Consider the following 21,773-nt stretch of genomic DNA (forward strand, 5'->3'; position numbering starts at 1 on the left):
TACCACCCCAAGGCACTGCAGAAAGCCAGCCAATTGCCAGCATCTGAAACGACAGGGTCGCGCTTGTCAATTAAAGCCGATCAATCGCGCTCATAGAAAAGCCCGCCGAAGCGGGCTTGTTCCAATACCTGATCTATCAGGCAGAAAGCTCCACCAACAACTTGTTCAGACGCTGCACGTAAGCGGCAGGATCTTTCAGGCTGTCACCCGCGGCCAACGCGGCCTGATCGAAGAGAATGTGCGACAGATCGGTGAAGCGGTCCTCGTCCGGCTCGGCATCCAGACGTTCGATCAGCGGATGCGCGGGGTTGAACTCGAAGATCGGCTTGGCATCCGGAACCTTCTGCCCGCTGGCCTCAAGAATCTGGCGCATCTGCAGACCGAGATCCTGCTCACCGATGGCGAGAATCGCCGGCGAGTCAGTCAGGCGATGGGAGACGCGAACCTCGGCGACCTGCTCGCCCAGCGCACCCTTGAGGCGCTCGATCAGCCCCTCCTTGGCCTTGGCGACTTCTTCCTGGGCCTTCTTGTCCTCTTCCGAGTCCAGCTCACCCAGGTTCAGGTCACCACGGGCCACGTCGACAAACTGCTTGCCGTCGAACTCGGTCAGGTAGCTCATCAGCCACTCGTCGATACGATCGGTGAGCAGCAGCACTTCGATGCCCTTCTTGCGGAAGACTTCCAGATGCGGGCTGTTCTTGATCTGCGCGTAGCTTTCGCCCGTGAGGAAGTAGATCTTGTCCTGACCTTCCTTGATGCGGCCCAGGTAGTCGGCCAGCGAAACCGATTGCTCGTCGCCTTCGCCTGCGGTGGAGGCGAAACGCAACAGACCGGCGATCTTCTCCTTGTTGGCGAAGTCTTCCGCCGGGCCTTCCTTGAGCACCTGGCCAAAGGCCTTCCAGAAGGTCTTGTAGTCGTCCGGCTTGTCCTTGGCCAGCTTCTCCAGCATGTCCAGCACACGCTTGGTCAGCGCCGATTTCATCGAGTCGATGACCGGGCCGGACTGCAGGATCTCGCGGGAAACGTTCAGCGACAGGTCGTTGGAGTCGACCACACCTTTGATGAAGCGCAGGTACAACGGCAGGAACTGATCGGCCTGATCCATGATGAATACGCGCTGCACGTAGAGCTTGAGGCCCTTGGGCGCTTCGCGGTGGTACAGGTCGAACGGCGCACGCCCCGGCACGTAGAGCAGCGATGTGTACTCCAGCTTGCCTTCGACCTTGTTGTGGCTCCAGCTCAGCGGGTTCTCGAAGTCATGGCCGACGTGCTTATAGAACTCCTGGTATTCCTCGTCCTTGATCTCGGTACGCGGACGGGTCCACAGGGCGCTGGCGCGGTTGACGGTTTCCCACTCGACCTCCGCCGGCTTGTCTTCGCCGTGATGTTCCTTCGGCAGTTCGATCGGCAGTGCGATGTGATCCGAGTACTTCTTGACGATGTTGCGCAGGCGCCAGCCGTCGGCGAACTCTTCTTCGCCACTCTTCAGATGCAGGACGATGCGGGTGCCGCGCTCGGCTTTCTCGATATTCGCCACCTCGAACTCGCCCTCGCCTGCGGACGACCAGTGCACGCCTTCGCTGGCAGGGCTGCCGGCTCGGCGGCTGAACACCTCGACCTTGTCCGCGACGATAAAGGCCGAATAGAAGCCCACACCGAACTGGCCGATCAGGTGCGAATCCTTCTTCTGGTCACCGGAGAGATTCTTCAGGAAGTCGGAAGTGCCGGACTTGGCGATGGTGCCCAGGTGCGCGATGACTTCCTCGCGGCTCATGCCGATGCCGTTGTCTTCGAGGGTGACGGTCTTGGCATCCTTGTCGAAGGACAGGCGGATCTTCAGCTCGGCGCCACCTTCGAGCAGCTCTGGCTTGGCCAGCGCCTCGAAACGCAGCTTGTCAGCGGCGTCGGACGCGTTGGAGATCAACTCGCGCAGGAAGATTTCCTTGTTCGAGTACAGGGAATGGATCATCAGGTGAAGCAGTTGCTTCACCTCGGTCTGGAAGCCCAGGGTTTCTTTTTGAGTTTCCACACTCATGGTCTGCTAACTCCATCTGTAGGACAGGAACCGCTATCGCGGCGATGACCTACATATGGGGCCTGCTGGATGAATTTCAAGGGCTTGGAGCAGGCGCATCATCGTCTCGGGCAGGTAAAAGCCGAATATGGCGGGTTGTACCCGCCTTACGGCTCCAGCAGTTCCAGGCGACCGATTTCTTCCGGCTTGAAACTGAAGCTGGCCTGGCCACCACCACTGCCCATCTGCTGACTGAGGCGAATGCTGCCATCGGCATCGACACCGACGAAACGTCCCTCCACCGTACCGCCACTGGCGCGACTCAGGCGCATGCTGAGGTTGCGGTAACGTTCCGGATTACGCTGCAAACGTGCCACGCTGAAACGCTGACGACGGTCGACCGGACGACTGAGGCGCTCCTCGACGGCCGTCACTTCAACCTGTTGTGCCGGTTGCTTGGTCGCCACGGAGGGCAATGCCGGAAAGTGATCGGCCTCCACCATCCAGCCTTGCTCAGAGCGCTTGTGCAAACGAATTGGCAAACGCTCGTCACGCCCGTCGATCTGCGCATCGACCTGCAATTCCAGGGTATCGCCCTCGAAGGTGAACACCGGCAGTTTCAGCTCGCGCACGTCACGCGTGGCGAAACGCCGTTGCAGATAGTCCTGCAGGACATGGACGATGGTGTCATTGGAGTCGTAGCGGGTATCGACCTTGCCATCGACATAGCGCAGGCGATCACGATACAGCTCGACCCGGCCACTCAGGCTGGTCTTGAAGCGTGGCGGCATGACCAGATGGAAATCACCGACCAGACGATTCGGTTCCTGCGGTTGCAGGTCCAGATGCAGGGTGTAGCCACGGCCCAGGCGACGGGCTTCGGGCAGATCCTGCTCGGGTAACAGCCAGCTCAGCTCGACCTCTGGCAGGTTACCGCTGTCCTGGGGCAACACGTCGATACGTACAGGACCTTCGACCGGCTGCGGCAGGCGGATACTCACTTCGCGCAGGGCGAAGAAATCCAGGCCCTCGCGCAGCACCAGCACACCATCGATCAGCTCACCCTGCTGCGGGCGAAATGGCTGGCCGTTGAGCTCACCGTCCAGATCGATGGCCAGCTCTGCCGGCACCTGCACCTCGGGCTTGAGCCAGTCCAGACGGACTATCGCCGCCAGACGCTCGGCATCCTTGCTGGCCAGCAAGGTCAAGCCAACCACCAGCGGAATGACGCCAAGCCCGATGAGAGTGACTGCGCTACGCGCTCGCCGCCAGTGGCGCAAGATGTAGATCAAGGTGATCGGGGGGATCAGACTGCCCCACCCCCACAACAGACTGGTGGCGAACGCCCGCATGACCAGCCATACCAGACCGGCCAGCATCAGCACCAGGCCACCAATTATCAGCAACGCATCCATCTACAGGGTCCTTGTCGTGATTTCGCTGCGCTGCCGATCCGCTCCAGTTGCCGGGCAAGTCTCAACGACTCAGGGCTCATCGACCTTGAAGTGGGCACGGGCGGTGGCAATCGGTTCGGTCTGCTTGTTCTGCCAGGCGGTGATCGCCACGTTGGCCACCCGACGCCCCTGCCGCCAGACCTGGCACTGCGCATAGGTGTCACGATAATGGCCGGCGCGCAGGTAATCTATCGAGAAGTCGATGATTTTGGGCAAATGTGGAATGCCCATGAACATCAATAGATGGAGCATGGCTGCGTGTTCCATGAAACCGGCGATTACGCCGCCATGTAACGCCGGCAGTACCGGGTTACCGATGCAGTCGCGATTGGCAGGCAGGCGAAAGACCATGTCGTCACCCAGGCGCAGGCATTCGATACCCAGCAGCTTGGCGTAGGGGATCAGGTTGATCAGCGGGTCATAATCGTTCTGCTGATGCGCACGCGCCACCAGTCGCTCCAGGCTCAGCTCGCTCATGCGCCACCGCCTTGCTGGATATTCTGCTTCAGCTCACCGCCGCCCTGCACTGCCTTGCCCATGCGCATGAAGGCACCGACCACGTGGGCAATCGGCTGCTCGGGGTCGTCCTGATAGGCATAGCCGCGAGTGAAGATGATGTTGGGTGTGACCCGATAACACTCGGCGAAACCGAAGACGTCCTTGCCCGGCTCGGCCGGGTGCATGTAGTCGATACGCAGATCGAGTGTCGGGCAGATCTCGAATTCCGGCAGTACGCAGACTGTGGAGATACCGCAGGTGGTGTCCATCAACGTGGTAATGGCTCCACCGTGGATCACACCAGTGTCCGGGTTGCCGACAATATGCGGCGCGTACGGCAAGCGCAGCGTCAGTCCTTTGCCATCGGCCGACTCGACACTCATGCCCAGCACCTGACAGTGACGCAACGCGGCCAGAAACCGCTGCGCCCGCTCCTCGATCGACTGCTCACTCATCACACTGCTGCTCTGCCGCGAAAAAAGGCTGCGCATGATAGCGCCTTGCGCCCGGACTCACACCCGTCCGGGGCTTGCTCTCAAGTCCAGGGGAACTTATTGGCATCGCCGACATTCGAAGTGACTGTGTGCTCTGGGGTCAGCCCAGCCACTTATAACTCTCACACATGGAGTGATGACCGTGAACAAACCTCTGACTTATGCCCTGCTGCTTGCCACTGCCCTGGGTCTCGCCGCCTGCGAGAAAACCCCGGAAGACAAGATGGAGTCGGCCAAGGAGTCAGTCTCCGAAGCGATGGAGAACCTGGGCGATGCAGCCAAAGACACCGGCGACGCCATCGAACAGAAGACCAACGAAGCCTTGGGTAATGAACCTACCACTGGCGAGAAAATTGAGGATGCGGCCAGCGATGCGGCCGACGCCATCGAGGATGCCGGCGACGAAGCCAAAGACGCAGTCGACGGCCAGTAACCTCCACTCAAAATCAGGAAGGCCCGCGATGCGGGCCTTCTTTCATTTCAGCGCCGGGCTGATCATCAGCAGCAGGCTACAGGCCAGGCCCACCACCCATACCAGACTGCGCTGCCAGTGCAGATCCCACCAATAGAACAGCAGGTACAGCACGCGGCTGACGACGAAGGTGACAGCCAGAATGTCGACCAGAAAGCCGTAAGTCTGCGTGGTGTGTGCCATCAGCACACCTGCCGCGAACAGTGGGAAGGCCTCGATGCTGTTCAAATGCGCCGCCAGGGCACGCGCACCGAACCCCGTCAGACGCGCCTGCTGGGCGCGTGGGTGATGGTTGTCGTAACGACCACCGCCCTCCTTGGCCATGGCCTTGGCCACCGGGGCCTTGGCGATGAAGATCAACAAGGCGCTGATAAAGACGCACCAGAACGGCAGGCTCATTCACTCTTCTCCTTGGCCACCTCGGCGGCCGGCGTTGGGGTATACACCATCACTTCCAGCACATCCGAATGGAACTCTCGGCGATACAGCACCACCACCACACCCGCAGTCACCAGCATGAAGAACCAGGGGTTGATGAACCAGGCCAGGGTTGCCATACCGAAATAGTACGCGCGCAAACCGAAGTTGAACTGGTTGGCGGCCATCGAGATCACCCGCGCTGTGCGCTCTGCGAAAGCCTTGCGCTCCTGCTCGGTGACATGCCGCTCCCCCACCATCGGCGCCGAGCCCACCAGCACCGCTGCGAAGTTGTACTGGCGCATGCACCAACTGAAGGTGAAGAAGGCATAGACGAAGATGATGCCCAGGCACAGCAGCTTGATCTCGGATAGACCACGACTGGCCTGTTGTACGAAAGGAATGTCGGCCAGCAGCGACAGGGCACGGTCGGAGGCGCCCAGCACGGTGAGAATACCGGCCAGGATAATCAGCGTGCTGGAGGCGAAGAACGAGGCGTTGCGCTCGAGGTTACCGATCACGTTGGCATCGGCAATACGATTGTCACGCAGCAACATGCGGCGCATCCAGTCCTCACGATACAAGTGCAGGACGCTGGCCAGACAGGGTGTGGTTCGCGCCTTCAAGGAGGCATAGCGGGTATAGCCGCCCCAGCACAGAACGAACCACAGAGCGGCCAGAAAATGAGGCAGATACGGATAGCTGTTGAGCATGCTAACTCCTTGCAAGACTGCTGCGGATTATAGCCAGGCTGCCTCTTTCCTTGTTCGACAAAAAAGGCCGCCTCGTGGGCAGCCTTTTTTTGTTTCGGGCGCGTCTTATGCAGTGGTTGCGTTCTGACGCAGACCCAGAATGCGGTCGAGCACCACAACCAGAACCAGCGTCACCGCCACCGGCAGCAGCCAGCCCAGGCTTTGGCCGGCCAGAGGCAGTTGCCCGAACCAGGCTGGAACCTTGTCGGCCCAGGGGGTCGCGGCAACACCGTCGGCAACGCCGAAGACCAGCGTAACGACCATCACCGGCACGAACACCAGCGCCTGGGAAACCCACAGCCGGTTGGCCAGACTCAGGGCAACCAGCACGATAGCCAGCGGATACAGACCCACCAGAACCGGAATCGAGAAGCTGATCAGTTGGGTCAGGCCCTGATTGGCCACCACCAGGCTGAACAGGCCGAACAGAATCACCACACTGCGGTAGGAAACCGGCAGCAATTTGCTGAAGAACTCGCCACAGGCAGTCAGCAGACCAACCGCCGTGGTCAGACAGGCCAGGGTGATGACCACCGCCAGCAGCAGGCTGCCGGTAGTGCCGAAGGTGTGCTGCACGTAGGTAGTCAGCACCTGCACGCCATTTTGCGCATCACCCGCAATGCCCTGGCTGGTGGCGCCGAGATAGAACAGCGCCAGATACACCAGTGACAGACCGATGGCGGCAATGACGCCGGCGATCACCGAGTAACGCGTGACAAGGCCTGCGTCGCTGACACCTCGGTCGCGAATGGCGCTGGCGATCACGATGCCGAACACCAGCGCGCCCAAGGTGTCCATGGTCAGGTAGCCCTGCAGGAAACCCTGCACCAGCGGCGCCTCACGGTAGCTGTCGGCTACCACGCCAATCTCGCCAGCCGGCGCGAACAGCGCAGCGCCGCCCAACACCAGCAGCGCAGCCAGCAGTACCGGCGTGATGAATTTACCGATACGGTCGACCAGTTGACCGGGATTGAGCGAGAGGAACAGCACAGCCGCGAAATACACCAGGGTATAGATCAGCAGCGGCGCACCTTCATTACCGGTGAACGGCGCAATGCCCATCTCGAAGGACACTACGGCGGTACGCGGCGTGGCGAACAGCGGGCCGATGGCCAAGTAAACCGCTACCGCGAGAATTGCACCCGCCACCTTACCCAGTGGTGCGGTGAGCAGATCCATGCCGCCGCCCACTCGGGCCAGGGCCACCACAGTCAAAAGCGGCAAGCCAACGCCGGTCAGCAAGAAGCCGAGTGCTGCGGGAAGCAGATTCTCCCCGGCGGCAAGGCCAGCACTGGGCGGGAAGATGATATTGCCTGCGCCGAGAAACAACGCAAATGTCATGAAGCCGAGGGCCAGGAGGTCCGAGCCTTTCAAACGAGTCATAAAGGGAAATACCACAAGCAGGAAATCGAAGAGTTGCGGGGGTTTCCTTGAGGGATCGGGGAAACGTCGCCCGAGCGTTTGGCTCGAACCACTGCAGGCATCGCCAGGCGCTTGTGGCGCCACGGACACGATAAGGCGCGCATACTAACGAAAAGCGCCCGTCAGCAGCACAGTTGGCGGACGAGCTGTCGAACTGGCGTAACTGACTGTCGCATCGGCAAAAGTTATGGGAAATCTGACCGCCACACTTTCGCTTCCTACCTGGACCGCCCCTTATAGGACTCGGCAGCCCGCTCGCAGTGCAAGAGAAACCGAAAAATGAAAAAGACCGCTCGAGAGCGGCCTTTGTCGTTGAGCGCCAGGCTTACTCGGCCAGGCGCCAGGTGGTGCCGCCCTTGCCGTCTTCCAGCACTACGCCCATGGCGGTTAGCTGGTCGCGGATACGGTCGGATTCCGCCCAGTTCTTGTCGGCGCGGGCCTGCAGACGCGCTTCGATCAGTGCATCGACCTCAGCAGCATCGACCTTGCCGGCGGCACCCGCCTGCAGGAAAGCCTCGGGTTCGAGTTGCAGCACGCCAAGCACGCTGGCCAGTTGCTTGAGCTGAGCGGCCAGCCCGGCAGCGGCCTGCACATCGGATTCGCGCAGGCGGTTGACCTCACGAATCATCTCGAACAACACCGCGCAGGCTTCCGGCGAGTTGAAATCGTCGTCCATCGCCGCACCGAAGCGCTCGACGAAGGCCTCGCCACCGGTGGGCGCTGCATCAGGCAAACCTTTCAAGCCGTTGTAGAAGCGCTCCAGGGCGCCCTTGGCTTCCTTGAGGCTCTCTTCCGAGTAATTGATCGGGCTGCGGTAGTGGCTGGACACCAGCAGGTAGCGCACCACCTCCGGGTGGTACTTCTCCAGCACCTCGCGAATGGTGAAGAAGTTGCCCAGGCTCTTGGACATTTTCTCGCCATCCACGCGCACGGCGCCAGCGTGCATCCAGGCGTTGGCGTACTGCTTGCCAGTGGCCGCCTCGCTCTGCGCGATCTCGTTCTCGTGGTGCGGGAACACCAGATCCGGGCCGCCGCCATGGATGTCGAAAGTCTCACCGAGGCAGCAGGTGGACATCACCGAGCATTCGATATGCCAGCCCGGACGGCCCTTGCCCCAGGGCGAATCCCAGCTCGGTTCGCCCGGTTTGGCCGCCTTCCACAGGACGAAGTCCAGCGGGTCTTCCTTGATCTCGTCGACCTCGATGCGCGCGCCGATCTTCAGCTCGTCGATCTTGCGGCGCGACAGCTTGCCGTAGGTCTCGAACCGGGTAACGCGGTAGTACACGTCACCATTGCCCGGGGCGTAGGCGAAGCCCTTATCGATCAGGGTCTGGATCATTTGGTGCATGCCAGCGATATGGCCGGTGGCGCGCGGTTCGATGTCCGGGCGCAGCACGGACAGGCGCGCCTCGTCCTCGTGCATCGCCGCGATCATGCGCTCGACCAGCACCTCGAACGATTCGCCGTTTTCGTTGGCGCGACGGATGATCTTGTCGTCGATGTCGGTGATATTGCGCACGTAGGTCACATCGTAGCCGCGCTCGCGCAGCCAGCGGGTGACCACGTCGAAGGCAACCATCACGCGGGCGTGGCCGATGTGGCAGAAGTCATAGACGGTCATGCCGCACACGTACATGCGCACGTGATTGCCTTCCAGCGGTTTGAACGCTTCCTTGACCTTGCTCAGGGTGTTGTAGATCGACAGTGCCATTACTGCCCCCAGGAGTCGCGCAGGGTCACGGTGCGGTTGAACACCAGGGCATCGGCAGTCGAATCCTTGTCCAGGCAGAAATAGCCCTCACGCTCGAACTGAAAGCGATCGTCGGCACTCGCCTGAGCCAGCGACGGCTCGGCGCGGCAACCGGTGAGCACCACCAGCGACTCCGGGTTGATGTTGTCGAGGAAGCTGCCGCCCTCTTCACTCTTCTCCGGGTTGGCCGAGCGGAACAGCCGATCATACAGGCGCACTTCGCACTCGACGCTCTCAGCCGCAGGCACCCAGTGGATCACACCCTTGACCTTACGGCCTTCCGGGTTCTTGCCCAGGGTGTTCTCGTCATAGGAGCAGCGCAGTTCGACGATGTTGCCCGCGGCGTCCTTGATGGCTTCGTCGGCGCGGATCACGTAGCTGCCGCGCAGGCGCACTTCGCCGCCAGGGATCAGGCGCTTGAAACCGTCCGGCGGGGTTTCCTCGAAGTCGCTGGCGTCGATATAGATCTCGCGGGAGAACGGCAACACGCGGGTGCCGATGTCCTGCTTGGGATGGCGCGCCAGCTCCAGATTCTCGACCTTGCCTTGCGGATAGTTGGTGATCACCACCTTCAGCGGCTTGAGCACGCACATGGCGCGCGCGGCGTTGGCATCCAGATCGTCGCGAATGGCGAATTCCAGCATGCCGATATCCACCAGGCCACCGGCGCGGTTGACACCAATCATGTCGCAGAACGTACGGATCGACGCCGGGGTATAGCCACGACGACGATAGCCGGACAGCGTCGACATGCGCGGGTCGTCCCAACCGTTGACGTGTTTCTCGTCAACCAACTGCTTGAGCTTGCGCTTGCTGGTGATGGTGTAGTTCAGGTTCAGCCGGGCGAACTCGTACTGACGCGGCTGCGCCGGTACCGGCAGGTTGGCCAGGAACCACTCGTACAGCGGGCGGTGATCTTCGAACTCCAGGGTGCAGATGGAGTGGGTGATGCCTTCGATGGCGTCCGACTGGCCGTGGGTGAAGTCGTAGCTCGGGTAGATGCACCACTTGTCGCCGGTCTGGTGATGATGGGCGTGGCGAATGCGATAGAGGATCGGATCGCGCAGGTTGATGTTCGGCGAAGCCATGTCGATCTTGGCGCGCAGCGAACGGGCACCGTCCGGGAACTCACCGGCTTTCATGCGGGCGAACAGGTCGAGGTTCTCTTCCACGGAGCGCTCGCGGAACGGGCTGTTCTTGCCCGGCTCGTTCAGGCTGCCGCGGTATTCGCGCATCTCTTCGGCATTGAGGTCGCAGACGAAGGCCTTGCCGGCCTTGATCAGCTCGATGGCCCAGGCGTGCAGTTGGTCGAAATAGTTGGAGGCATAGCGCTCCTCGCCGGCCCACTTGAAGCCCAGCCATTCGACGTCGGCCTTGATCGCGTCGATGTATTCCTGGTCTTCCTTGGCCGGATTGGTATCGTCGAAACGCAGGTTGCACTGGCCGCCGAACTCTTCGGCCAGGCCAAAGTTCAGGCAGATGCTCTTGGCATGGCCGATGTGCAGGTAGCCGTTGGGCTCCGGCGGAAAGCGGGTCACGATCTTGGCGTGCTTGCCGCTGTCCAGATCAGCCTGGACGATGGGGCGCAGGAAGTTGGCAGCTTTTTCGACGGTAGGCTTGCTCATGGTGTCCTTAACAATACTGGCGCGGCACAGGGTAGGCCGCTTCGGGCAAAGTCCGTATCATAACCAACCTGTCAAGCCCCTGACAGGGTGCATGCCACCCTGACAAGCGCTGTTCATCCCGAGCCACAGGCTCGAACCTGCCTCATCACGGATACGATCATGATCAAACTGCACACCAACCACGGCGTCATCACCCTGAACCTGTTCGCCGACAAGGCCCCGGAAACCGTGGCCAACTTCGAGCAATACGTGAAGGAAGGTCATTACGACGGCACGATTTTCCACCGCGTGATCGGCAATTTCATGATCCAGGGCGGCGGTTTCGAGCCTGGCATGAAGCAGAAGCCGACCCGCGCACCGATCAAGAACGAAGCCAACAACGGCGTCGCCAACAAGGTCGGCACCGTCGCCATGGCCCGCACCATGGAGCCGCACTCGGCATCCGCGCAATTCTTCATCAACGTCGCCGACAACGGCTTCCTCAACCACAGCGCACCAACCGTACAGGGCTGGGGCTACGCAGTGTTCGGTGAAGTGGTCGAAGGCATGGACGTGGTCGAGAAGATCAAGGGCGTCGCCACCACCATGAAATCCGGCCACCAGGACGTACCGGTCGACGACGTGATCATCGAGAAGGCCGAAGTCGTAGCCGAGTAAGTCGATGATCCTGCTGATCTCCGATCTGCACCTCGAAGAGAAACGCCCGGACATCACCCGGGCGTTTCTGCATTTTCTCGCCACGCGCGCGCGCCAGGCCGAGGCGCTGTACATCCTCGGCGACTTCTTCGAAGTCTGGATCGGCGACGACGGCATGACGCCCTTCCAGCACGACATCGCCCGTGCCCTGCGCGAGCTGAGCGACGCCGGCACGCGCATCTATCTGATGCATGGCAATCGCGACTTTCTCATCGGCAAGCGCTTCTGCCGTGAGGCGGGCTGCACCCTGCTGAGTGATCCGCATAAGCTGCAGATGAATGGCGAGCCGGTGCTGCTGATGCACGGCGACAGCCTGTGCACCCTCGATGTCGGCTATATGAAGCTACGGCGCTGGCTGCGCAATCCGCTGTCGCTGCTGATCCTGCGCAACCTGCCGCTGAGCACGCGACAGAAGCTGGCGCGCAAGCTGCGCAATGAAAGCCGCGCGCAGACGCGAATGAAAGCCAGCGAGATTGTCGACGTCACGCCAGAGGAAGTGGTCAAGGTGATGGCCGCGCATGACGTGCGCACGCTGATCCATGGTCACACCCACAGGCCGGCGATGCATGAACTGGAAGTGAACGGCCAAGCGGCACGGCGCATCGTGCTGGGCGACTGGGACCGCCAGGGCTGGGCATTGCAGGTCGATGACGAGGGCTTCAAGCAGGCGCCGTTCGAACTGACGAGTGCCTGACCGTAGCCCCCTCTCCCGCCCTTCGGGCACCCTCATCCCGCTTGCGGGAGAGGGTCATCAGATGGCCGCTTCGCGGCCGCTCTCTGCGGGCACGCCACTATGGAAACGGAACTGCTCATCCGGCGTAGTGATCAGCTCCCTCTCCACCGCGCGCACCACCTCGATACGTGCATCGACATCGGCCGCATCACCATACAGGTAGGCGAGCTTGAGATACCCCCGATAGTGCCGCCCTTCGCTCTCCAGCAACCCGGCGTAGAACTTGGCCAGTTCAGCATCCAGTCGCGGCACCAGCGCGGCGAAGCGCTCGCATGAGCGCGCCTCGATGAAAGCCCCCACCACCAGCACATCCACCAGCCGCTCCACTTCACCACCACGCAGCAACGCGCGCAGGCCGGCGGCGTAGCGCGAAGCGGAAACATGGCGAACCTCGATGCCACGTCCGCGGATGATCTTGCTCACCTGCTCGAAGTGCACCAGTTCCTCACGAGCCAAACGCGACATTCTCGCGGTCAATTCGGTCTTGGTCAGGTAGCGCCCCATCAGGCTCAGGGCCGTCTGCGCGGCCTTGTATTCAAGATTACGGTGGTCGAGCAGGAGAATTTCCTGCTGGCGCAAGGCCTCATCCAGCCAGGCATCCGGCGTGGCGACGCCACCGAGAAACCCGATAATTTCCTGCAGGATCGACACAGGTTCCTCACCATTACTCGGAACATACTTGGAATTTGACATCATATTTGAAGCGCTCTAAGTGCTGGCGAGGTTGAAAATGGCGGGCCATTATACGAGTGGCAGGCCGGACGACCAGCACGCCGTTGATGCAGGTCAAGAAGCCGCGGACAACGACGCACCTATAGTTGAATAAACGCTATTCATTTTCAGGGAGACGACCATGCAAGCGATCCGTAGCATTCTGGTGGTGATGGAACCCCTGCACCCCGAAGGCCTCGCACTGAAGCGGGCAAAACTGATAGCTGGAGTCACCCAATCGCATCTGCACCTGCTGGTCTGCGACAAGAAAGGCGAGCACAGCGCCTGGCTCGAAGATCTCAGCAGCAGCCTCGGCGAAGAAGGTTTCAGCGTCTCCACCCAGCACTCCTGGCATGACAACCCGCACCAGACCATCATTGCCGTGCAGCAGGCAGAAGGCTGCGGACTGGTGATCAAGCAGCACCTGCCGGACAACCCGCTGAAAAAGGCCCTGCTCACCCCGGAGGACTGGAAACTGCTGCGCTACTGCCCGGGCCCGGTGCTGATGGTCAAGACCGAGCGCCCCTGGACTGGCGGCAATATCCTTGCTGCCGTGGACGTGGGCAACGCCGATGGCGAGCACCGCACACTGCACGCCGGGATCATCAGCCATGGCTACGATATCGCCGGCCTGGCCAAAGGCACCCTACATGTGACTACCGCGCATCCGACACCGATGCTGTCTGCTGCCGACCCGACCTTCCAGCTCAAGGAAACCATCGAGGCTCGCTACCGCGAGCAGTGCCGCAGCTTCCAGGCCGAGTACGACATCAGTGACGAACGCCTGCATGTGCTCGAAGGCCCGGCCGACGTGGTAATTCCGCAAGTTGCCCACCGGCTCGATGCCGCCGTCACGGTGATCGGCACCGTGGCACGCACCGGGCTTTCCGGCGCGCTGATCGGCAACACGGCCGAAGTCATACTCGACGCACTGGAAAGTGACGTACTGGTACTCAAGCCGGACGAAATCATCGCCCACCTCGAAGAACTCGTCGCCCAACGCTAGGACGCAGGGTGCGCCGTGCACACCAAGCAGCTTGCCAAGGCACTGAAGCCTACCGCGCAAGCCGGTGCACGCAGCGCACCCTGCGGGGCTGAAGCACCGGCAGAGATAAAAATGCCGCTCTTGAACGAGCGGCATTTTTATTCAACCTGCAAACAGCGCTACACCCTCAGCTCCAGCCCTTCGCGCAAAAACTTCGGCGCGATGTAGCGCTCGTAATGCGCCTCGGAGAGCAGGAAGAACTCACGATCGATGGCATCGCGCAGCTCAGGTAGTGCCCAGTTGCGAAACTCGGGCAGCATCACCATGCCGTAGGCTTCCAGCTGATTGATCACCCGAGCGCCCCGTGCGATCAGCTGGTAGGCCCAGCAATATGGCGACTGCTGCGGCACGAAGCGAATCTGCCGCTGCTCCAGCTGACCACGCAGACGCTGCTCGTCGAACACCTCCACCTTGGCGGTCATCACCTGCACCAGCAACACTTCCAGCCGCGTCCATACCGCACGCTTCTCGTCGTCGTTGTAGCTGTTCCAGTTGATCACCTCATGGTGGAAGCGCTTGCAACCGCGGCACACGACATCGCCGTAAACGGTCGAACACAGCCCCACACAAGGCGTCTTGATGCGCTGATTGGACATGGCAAAACAGAATAGACAGCAGAATGGCCTGGCATCTTAGCCCTTTGTCTAATCCAGATCACCCCTGCCGACAGGCCACTGAAAACTACCTGCGTTGGCACTACTGCGTTAAAAATGGCCTAAAAATGCTCATTCAGAACAGCTAAACCGCGCTTTTTCCGCCATTTTTGCGGAGCCGCCATCGGTCTGGGCTTGTCTGCCAATCCTTTTTCAGCAGCCAGCCGATACAAGGACATCGGCTTAACTTTATCTGCGCTTTCCATTAGAATCGGCCCGCCTTTTACGGCGCCAATGTCCGTTGGAAGCTGTTTTCAAAGCGTCACGAGCACAGTCGATCCTGCAGGTACGATGGCGGCGCAGCCACTTGGAGTCCCCCCGAGCGTCTGCGTCAGCCCTCATCAGAAACCGTCCTGCCGGCGTAAAACTTTGAAAGCAGCTTCTACAAGAGACTCATGAAACCTCGGCTGATCGGCTCATAAAGTCGAAAAGCGCCTGGTCATGAGTATCTGGATCGCGTCCCGGACAACCCTTTGGGACCACTGATGAGGGTAATAACTGTGCTTGAAGCCTATCGCAAACACGTAGCAGAGCGTGCCGCTCAGGGTATCGTGCCCCAGCCGCTGAACGCCGAACAAACCGCAGGCCTGATCGAGCTGCTGAAAAACCCGCCTGCTGGCGAAGAAGAATTCCTCGTCGACCTGATCACCAACCGTGTACCGCCAGGCGTTGACGAAGCCGCTTACGTCAAGGCTGGTTTCCTCTCCGCTGTTGCCAAGGGTGAAGTCGCTTCCCCGCTGATCAGCAAGCAGCGCGCCACCGAACTGCTCGGCACCATGCAGGGCGGCTACAACATCGCCACCCTGGTCGAGTTGCTGGATGACGCCGAGTTGGCGGCTACCGCTGCCGAACAGCTCAAGCACACCCTGCTGATGTTCGACGCCTTCCACGACGTTGCCGAAAAAGCCAAAGCGGGCAATGCCCACGCTCAAGGCGTGCTGCAGTCCTGGGCCGATGGCGAGTGGTTCAAGAAGCGCCCGACCCTGGCCGACAAGATCAGCCTGCGCGTGTTCAAGGTCACTGGCGAAACCAACACCGACGACCTGTCCCCTGCCCCGGACGCCTGGTCGCGCCCTGATATTCCGCTGCACGCCCTGGCCATGCTGAAAATGGCCCGCGAAGGCATCGTGCCTGACGTACAAGGTTCCATCGGCCCGATGAAGCAAATCGAGCAGATGCGCGGCGAAGGTTTCCCGATCGCCTACGTCGGTGATGTGGTCGGTACTGGTTCTTCCCGCAAATCCGCCACCAACTCTGTGCTGTGGTTCTTCGGCGACGACATCCCTTACGTTCCGAACAAGCGCGCTGGTGGCTTCTGCTTCGGCAGCAAGATTGCCCCGATTTTCTACAACACCATGGAAGACGCCGGCGCCCTGCCGATCGAATTCGATGTGTCGAACATCAACATGGGTGACGTGATCGACCTGTACCCGCATGCCGGCAAGGTCTGCAAGCACGGTACCGATGAAGTCATCACCACCTTTGAACTGAAAACCCCGGTTCTGCTCGACGAAGTTCGCGCTGGCGGCCGTATCCCGCTGATCATTGGCCGTGGTCTGACCGACAAGGCCCGTGCTGAGCTGGGTCTGGGCCCAACCGACCTGTTCAAACTGCCGGAAGCCCCGGTCGATACCGGCAAGGGCTACACCCTGGCGCAGAAGATGGTCGGCAAGGCCTGCGGCCTGCCGGAAGGCAAAGGTGTACGTCCGGGCACCTACTGCGAACCGAAGATGACCACCGTCGGTTCTCAGGACACCACGGGCCCGATGACCCGCGACGAGCTGAAAGACCTAGCGTGCCTGGGCTTCTCCGCTGACCTGGTGATGCAGTCGTTCTGCCACACTGCGGCCTATCCGAAGCCAATCGACGTCACCACCCACCACACCCTGCCGGATTTCATCCGCACCCGTGGCGGCGTGTCCCTGCGTCCGGGCGACGGCATCATCCACAGCTGGCTGAACCGCATGCTGCTGCCGGATACAGTCGGTACCGGTGGTGACTCGCACACCCGCTTCCCGATCGGCATCTCCTTCCCGGCCGGTTCCGGCCTGGTTGCCTTCGCCGCTGCCACCGGGGTCATGCCGCTGGACATGCCGGAATCCGTTCTGGTGCGCTTCAAGGGCAAACTGCAACCGGGTATCACCCTGCGTGACCTGGTGCATGCCATCCCTTACGTGGCCATCCAGAAAGGCCTGCTGACCGTCGAGAAGAAAGGCAAGAAGAACATCTTCTCCGGCCGCATCCTCGAGATCGAAGGCCTGGACGAGCTGACCGTTGAACAGGCGTTCGAGCTGTCCGACGCCTCTGCCGAGCGTTCCGCAGCCGGTTGCACCATCAAACTGCCGGAAAAGGCAATTGCCGAGTATCTGCGTTCGAACATCACCCTGCTGCGCTGGATGATCAGCGAAGGCTACGGCGATGCCCGCACCATGGAGCGTCGCGCTCAAGCGATGGAAGCCTGGCTGGCTGATCCGAAGCTGATGGAAGCCGACAAGGACGCCGAGTACGCCGAAATCATCGAAATCGACCTGGCCGACATCAACGAACCGGTGCTCTGCGCACCGAACGACCCGGATGATGCCCGCCTGCTCTCGACCGTTCAGGGCGAGAAGATCGACGAAGTGTTTATCGGCTCGTGCATGACCAACATCGGTCACTTCCGCGCTGCCGGTAAGCTGCTGGATCAGGTCAAGGGTCAGCTGCCGACTCGTCTGTGGCTGTCGCCGCCGACCAAGATGGACGCTCACCAGCTGACCGAAGAAGGCTACTACGGTATCTACGGCAAGGCTGGCGCGCGCATGGAAATGCCGGGCTGCTCGCTGTGCATGGGTAACCAGGCACGGGTTGAGCCGAACTCGACCGTCGTTTCGACCTCGACCCGTAACTTCCCGAACCGTCTGGGCGATGGCGCCAACGTGTACCTGGCCTCTGCCGAACTGGCAGCGGTCGCTTCGATTCTCGGCAAGCTGCCGACCGTCGAGGAGTACATGGAGTACGCGAAGAACATCGACAGCATGGCTGCCGACGTTTACCGCTACCTGAGCTTCGACCAGATCGCCGACTTCCGCGAAGCGGCGGCGAACGTCCAGATCCCGGTCGTTCAGGCCTGATCAAAGCGTCGTAGAAAAAGCCCCGCCTAGTGCGGGGCTTTTTTATGCACACACACGGGCCTTTTGCCGCACCCGGCTTGCAGCCAGTGCGCCACCGTCTACCTTCTGAAATGGGAGCCCCCAGATAATCATTCAGGAGTACGTAATGAAGCCATGGATCATCGCCGCCCTGTGCCTGTTCGGACTGGTTGGTTGCAGCAGCGAGTACATCATCACCACCACCGATGGCCAGATGCTCACCAGCGACGGCAAGCCGGAACTGGACAGGGACACCGGCATGCTCGAATTCACCGATAGCGAGGGCCGCAAGCAGCAGATACCGCAAAGCAACGTGAAGCAGATGCTGGAGCGCTGAATGCATCATCCAACGGTGTACATTCTGCGCACTGGCATATGACTTGCTTTCTCTCCATGCAGTGAGCCCCTCCGGCGACGGACAAGGCCCGAACGACAACGGCGTCGTATCCGAACTCAGCCCTTCAGGGCGGTGATCGGTGCGGCGCCTTTTTTGTGGGCCACCCGCCAGCCTTGCAATCACCAGCGACAGCTCGGAACCCAATGCGTGGATGAAGGAAGTGACATGAGCGAACAGCATATCCCTCGCGGCGACACCCTGGCCTGGGTCGGCGGCAGCGATGCACCGGAAAAGAGCGTGCTGAACATCGGCTTCATGGCCCTGAGCGATTCCGCCTCGGTGATAGTCGCGGCCACTCAGGGCTTTGCCGAAAAATACGGACTGAGCCTCAAACTGCAACGCCAGGCCTCCTGGGCTGGCCTGCGCGACAGGCTGCTCAGCGGCGAACTGGATGCCGCCCACAGCCTGTATGGTTTGATCTACGGAGTGCAGCTTGGCCTGGGTGGCGCAGCGGCAACCGACATGGCCGTGCTCATGGGACTCAACCAGAACGGCCAGAGCATCAACCTGTCGCACACGTTGCAAACCGCTGGCGTGATCAGTGGCGAAGCACTGCATCAGCATGTGCACCAGAACAGGGCGAGACTGACCTTCGCTCAGACCTTCCCCACGGGCACCCATGCGATGTGGCTTTACTACTGGCTGGCCAGCCAGGGCATCCACCCACTGCGCGATGTCGACAGCGTCGTGGTACCGCCACCGCAGATGATCGAACACCTGGAGGCCAAGCGCATCGACGGCTTCTGCGTCGGCGAACCCTGGACCGCCAAAGCCGTCGATGAACAGCTCGGCTGTACCGTCACCACCATCCAGGCAATCTGGCCGGATCACCCCGAGAAGGTGCTGGGCTGCACCCGCGCCTTCGCCGAACAGAACCCCAACACCGCCCGCGCGCTGATCATGGCGGTGCTCGACGCCGCACGTTTCATCGACGATAGCGAAGAAAACAAACGCAGCACCGCCCTGCTGCTCAGCGGCAGCGAATACGTCAACGCGCCAGTTTCGGCGATCACTCCCCGTTTTCTCGGCCAGTATCAGGACGGTCTCGGTCATGCCTGGCAGGACGAACATCCGTTGCGCTTTCATGCCGGTGGCCTGGTCAACCAGCCTTACCTGTCCGACGCCATGTGGTTCATGACTCAGTTCCGCCGCTGGGGCTTGCTACGCAACGACCCCGACTATCTGGGTGTAGCACGCGAGGTTCAGCAACTGGCCCTGTACCGCGAGGCCGCCACGGCACTGGGGATTGCCGTGCCAGGCGAGATGCGCAGCTCCATCCTGCAGGACGGAACCTGCTGGGACGGTAGCGACCCTGCCGCGTACGCGCGCAGCTTCCGCCTCCACGCCCTGGCCGACAGCCCGGCTGTCGCGCTGTAACCGCCGGGAGAGCCATCGATGCTGCGTATCCTTCTGATCAACGACACCCCGAAGAAGGTCGGCCGCCTGAAGTGCGCGCTGATCGAGGCGGGCTTCGAGGTCATCGACGAATCCGGGCTGACCATCGACCTGCCGGAGCGGGTCGAGGCCGTGCGCCCCGACGTCATCCTGATCGACACCGAATCGCCCGGCCGCGACGTGATGGAACAGGTGGTACTGGTCAGCCGTGACCAGCCGCGCCCGATCGTCATGTTCACCGACGAGCACGACCCCGGCGTGATGCGTCAGGCCATCCAGAGCGGCGTCAGCGCCTACATCGTCGAAGGCATCCATGCCCAGCGCCTGCAACCCATCCTCGACGTCGCCATGGCCCGCTTCGAAAGCGATCAGGCACTGCGTGCCCAGCTCCAGGCACGCGATGCCCAGCTGGCCGAGCGCAAGCGCGTCGAACTGGCCAAAGGCCTGTTGATGAAGATGAAGAGCTGCAACGAGGAAGAGGCCTACACCCTGATGCGCCGCCAGGCCATGAGTCGCCAGCAGAAGCTGATCCAGGTGGCCGAGCAGATCATCGCCATGCACGACATGCTGGGCGACTGAGCAACTGTACCGTTAAAACAGTGCACTGTATCGGTTCAGACTGTATCACTCAGGCAACTGTAGCAGCCGCCTTCGTTGGCGCCTGTGTATGCCGCGCCCCGATGGCCTCGGCTAGGGTAAACGGTCTCAGCCCTTTACCGAGCACAGCCCATGAACGAACGCAATCTGCTGGCAGAAGCTGATCGACGAGCTCTCGCCTATCTGGACGGCCTTGCCGTGCAACGGGTCTTTCCCGACGACAAGACCATCGCTGCCCTGGCCGCTTTCGACCAGGCACTGCCGGAGGACGGCAGCGATGACGATCAGGTGCTACGCCAGCTCGACGAAATTGGCTCACCAGCCACCGTGGCGAGTAATGCCGCGCGTTACTTCGGCTTCGTCATCGGCGCGACGCTGCCAGTGGCAGCAGCTGCCGAACGCCTGGTACTGGCCTGGGATCAATGCGCCTCGTCTTTCGACAATTCTCCAGTCGCTGATCGGCTGGAGAAAATTGCCGGACGCTGGGTCTGCCAAGCACTGGGGCTACCAGATCAGAGCGCCGTAGGCTTTGGCACCAGCGCAACTGCCTGCACCCTGGGCTGTATTTCTGCCGCACGGCGCGTGCTGCTGGCACGCCAGGGCTGGGATTTCGACGGCGACGGATTGCTCGGCGCACCGCAGATCCGTGTCGTGCTCGCAGAAACGGCACACATCACGGTGAAGAAAGCGCTGCGCGTGCTCGGCTTCGGCATGAACCACCTGCACTATGCGCCCGTGGACGAGTACGGGCGCATCGATCCGACCCGGCTCCCTGAGCTGGATGAACGCACGCTACTGATATTGCAGGCCGGAGAGGTCAACACCGGCGAGTTCGACTGTTTTGCCGAACTGATTGCCATCGCCCGCGAGGCCAACGCCTGGGTGCATGTCGATGGCGCATTCGGCCTATGGGCACGCGCCTCATCCTCAGCGCATTTGCTCGAGGGCGTCGAGCTGGCAGATAGCTGGACGACCGATGGACACAAGTGGCTGAACACCCCTTACGACAGCGCCATGGCGATCTGCCGTGACGCCGATGCACTGGCCGCCGCGATGAACAGCGATGCTGCCTACGCCTCGGCGAGCAAGGATGCGCAGAAGAACCTGACACTGGAGTTCTCTCGTCGCGCCCGAGGCATCGCCATCTGGGCGGCCCTGGCCAACCTGGGCCGCACTGGCCTGAAAGCGATGATCGACCGCCACATCCGCCAGGCTGAAGAGCTGGCCAGCACACTGCGCAACGCCGGCTATCAGGTACTGAATCGGGTTGTACTGAACCAGGTATTGGTGCGTGGCGATACGGACGAACAGACCATCGCCATTCGCCAAGCGGCCCAGGCATCCGGCGAAGTCTGGTTCGGACCAACTGTCTGGCAGGGGCGCCCCGCCTTTCGCCTGAGCCTTTGCTCCTGGCGCACCGAAGACGCCGATGTGGAGGCACTGGGTGCCTTGCTGCTGCGCCTGAAAGATGAGTTGAGCTGAAGCGACTGATTCGCTGTTTTCGCCTGCAACTGCGCTGG

General features: G+C 61.3%; 20 protein-coding genes. 9 read left to right on the forward strand and 11 right to left on the reverse strand.

The window, feature by feature from the left end; translation table 11 throughout:
* Positions 1-136 precede the first annotated feature (136 nt).
* The 4 genes from htpG to GV002_RS10435 all read right to left on the reverse strand — a co-directional run bounded on the left by htpG (position 137) and on the right by GV002_RS10435 (position 4,421).
* On the reverse strand, positions 137-2,035 hold the full coding sequence (gene htpG, locus GV002_RS10420; RefSeq protein ID WP_160018214.1) for a molecular chaperone HtpG: 1,899 nt from the start codon (positions 2,033-2,035) through the stop codon (positions 137-139).
* A gap of 146 nt (positions 2,036-2,181) precedes the next feature.
* Complete coding sequence (locus tag GV002_RS10425) at positions 2,182-3,429, reverse strand: MFS transporter (RefSeq protein ID WP_160018215.1); 1,248 nt, start codon at positions 3,427-3,429, stop codon at positions 2,182-2,184.
* A 69-nt stretch (positions 3,430-3,498) separates the two neighbouring features.
* Positions 3,499-3,945, reverse strand: coding sequence for a PaaI family thioesterase (locus GV002_RS10430; protein WP_160018216.1), 447 nt, complete (start codon positions 3,943-3,945; stop codon positions 3,499-3,501).
* Entirely contained in the window at positions 3,942-4,421 is a 480-nt protein-coding gene (locus GV002_RS10435) for a PaaI family thioesterase (RefSeq protein ID WP_160018922.1), read from the reverse strand. Before GV002_RS10435 ends, GV002_RS10430 begins: the two co-directional genes overlap by 4 nt.
* Before the next feature lie 175 nt (positions 4,422-4,596).
* Here GV002_RS10435 and GV002_RS10440 point away from each other — a divergent pair, with 175 nt between their 5' ends.
* Positions 4,597-4,893, forward strand: coding sequence for a hypothetical protein (locus GV002_RS10440; protein ID WP_003460576.1), 297 nt, complete (start codon positions 4,597-4,599; stop codon positions 4,891-4,893).
* 42 nt (positions 4,894-4,935) lie between these two features.
* Here the strand turns inward: GV002_RS10440 and GV002_RS10445 are convergent, their stop codons facing one another.
* The 5 genes from GV002_RS10445 to GV002_RS10465 form a co-directional block, all read right to left on the reverse strand.
* Positions 4,936-5,331, reverse strand: coding sequence for an MAPEG family protein (locus GV002_RS10445; RefSeq protein WP_160018217.1), 396 nt, complete (start codon positions 5,329-5,331; stop codon positions 4,936-4,938).
* Positions 5,328-6,062 carry a DUF599 domain-containing protein gene (locus GV002_RS10450; protein ID WP_160018218.1) on the reverse strand — a complete coding sequence of 245 codons (735 nt, stop codon included), beginning with the start codon at positions 6,060-6,062 and terminating at the stop codon, positions 5,328-5,330. Before GV002_RS10450 ends, GV002_RS10445 begins: the two co-directional genes overlap by 4 nt.
* 105 nt (positions 6,063-6,167) lie before the next feature.
* Entirely contained in the window at positions 6,168-7,484 is a 1,317-nt protein-coding gene (brnQ, locus tag GV002_RS10455; RefSeq protein WP_160018219.1) for a branched-chain amino acid transport system II carrier protein, read from the reverse strand.
* 364 nt (positions 7,485-7,848) lie between these two features.
* A complete protein-coding gene (gene cysS / locus GV002_RS10460; RefSeq protein ID WP_160018220.1) occupies positions 7,849-9,234 on the reverse strand; it encodes a cysteine--tRNA ligase in 1,386 nt (461 codons plus the stop codon).
* Positions 9,234-10,898 carry a glutamine--tRNA ligase/YqeY domain fusion protein gene (locus GV002_RS10465; RefSeq protein WP_160018221.1) on the reverse strand — a complete coding sequence of 555 codons (1,665 nt, stop codon included), beginning with the start codon at positions 10,896-10,898 and terminating at the stop codon, positions 9,234-9,236. Before GV002_RS10465 ends, cysS begins: the two co-directional genes overlap by 1 nt.
* Positions 10,899-11,057: 159 nt before the next feature.
* Between GV002_RS10465 and GV002_RS10470 the strand changes: the two genes are divergently transcribed.
* The gene (locus GV002_RS10470; protein WP_074678802.1) at positions 11,058-11,555 is read left to right on the forward strand and encodes a peptidylprolyl isomerase; all 498 of its coding nucleotides are present in this window, start codon (positions 11,058-11,060) and stop codon (positions 11,553-11,555) included.
* Between the two features lie 4 nt (positions 11,556-11,559).
* A complete protein-coding gene (lpxH, locus tag GV002_RS10475) occupies positions 11,560-12,288 on the forward strand; it encodes a UDP-2,3-diacylglucosamine diphosphatase (RefSeq protein ID WP_160018222.1) in 729 nt (242 codons plus the stop codon).
* A 57-nt stretch (positions 12,289-12,345) separates the two neighbouring features.
* Here the strand turns inward: lpxH and GV002_RS10480 are convergent, their stop codons facing one another.
* Positions 12,346-13,023, reverse strand: a complete 678-nt coding sequence (locus tag GV002_RS10480) for a tRNA-(ms[2]io[6]A)-hydroxylase (protein WP_160018223.1) — start codon at positions 13,021-13,023, stop codon at positions 12,346-12,348.
* A 157-nt stretch (positions 13,024-13,180) separates the two neighbouring features.
* On the opposite strand from GV002_RS10480, the gene GV002_RS10485 reads away from it, so the two are divergent.
* On the forward strand, positions 13,181-14,044 hold the full coding sequence (locus tag GV002_RS10485; RefSeq protein ID WP_160018224.1) for a universal stress protein: 864 nt from the start codon (positions 13,181-13,183) through the stop codon (positions 14,042-14,044).
* A gap of 158 nt (positions 14,045-14,202) precedes the next feature.
* Here the strand turns inward: GV002_RS10485 and GV002_RS10490 are convergent, their stop codons facing one another.
* The gene (locus tag GV002_RS10490; RefSeq protein ID WP_160018225.1) at positions 14,203-14,679 is read right to left on the reverse strand and encodes a DUF1289 domain-containing protein; all 477 of its coding nucleotides are present in this window, start codon (positions 14,677-14,679) and stop codon (positions 14,203-14,205) included.
* Positions 14,680-15,236: 557 nt separating this feature from the next.
* On the opposite strand from GV002_RS10490, the gene acnB reads away from it, so the two are divergent.
* The 5 genes from acnB (at position 15,237) to GV002_RS10515 (ending at position 21,735) form a co-directional block, all read left to right on the forward strand.
* The gene (gene acnB / locus GV002_RS10495; RefSeq protein ID WP_160018923.1) at positions 15,237-17,846 is read left to right on the forward strand and encodes a bifunctional aconitate hydratase 2/2-methylisocitrate dehydratase; all 2,610 of its coding nucleotides are present in this window, start codon (positions 15,237-15,239) and stop codon (positions 17,844-17,846) included.
* 145 nt (positions 17,847-17,991) lie between these two features.
* On the forward strand, positions 17,992-18,201 hold the full coding sequence (locus GV002_RS10500; RefSeq protein WP_160018226.1) for a YgdI/YgdR family lipoprotein: 210 nt from the start codon (positions 17,992-17,994) through the stop codon (positions 18,199-18,201).
* 225 nt (positions 18,202-18,426) lie between these two features.
* Entirely contained in the window at positions 18,427-19,638 is a 1,212-nt protein-coding gene (locus tag GV002_RS10505; protein ID WP_160018227.1) for a CmpA/NrtA family ABC transporter substrate-binding protein, read from the forward strand.
* 18 nt (positions 19,639-19,656) lie between these two features.
* Entirely contained in the window at positions 19,657-20,235 is a 579-nt protein-coding gene (locus GV002_RS10510; protein WP_160018228.1) for an ANTAR domain-containing response regulator, read from the forward strand.
* Positions 20,236-20,385: 150 nt separating this feature from the next.
* On the forward strand, positions 20,386-21,735 hold the full coding sequence (locus GV002_RS10515; protein ID WP_160018230.1) for a pyridoxal phosphate-dependent decarboxylase family protein: 1,350 nt from the start codon (positions 20,386-20,388) through the stop codon (positions 21,733-21,735).
* Positions 21,736-21,773: the final 38 nt, after the last annotated feature.

This window comes from Pseudomonas sp. 8O (assembly GCF_902506495.1).
GTDB lineage: Bacteria > Pseudomonadota > Gammaproteobacteria > Pseudomonadales > Pseudomonadaceae > Aquipseudomonas > Aquipseudomonas chaetocerotis.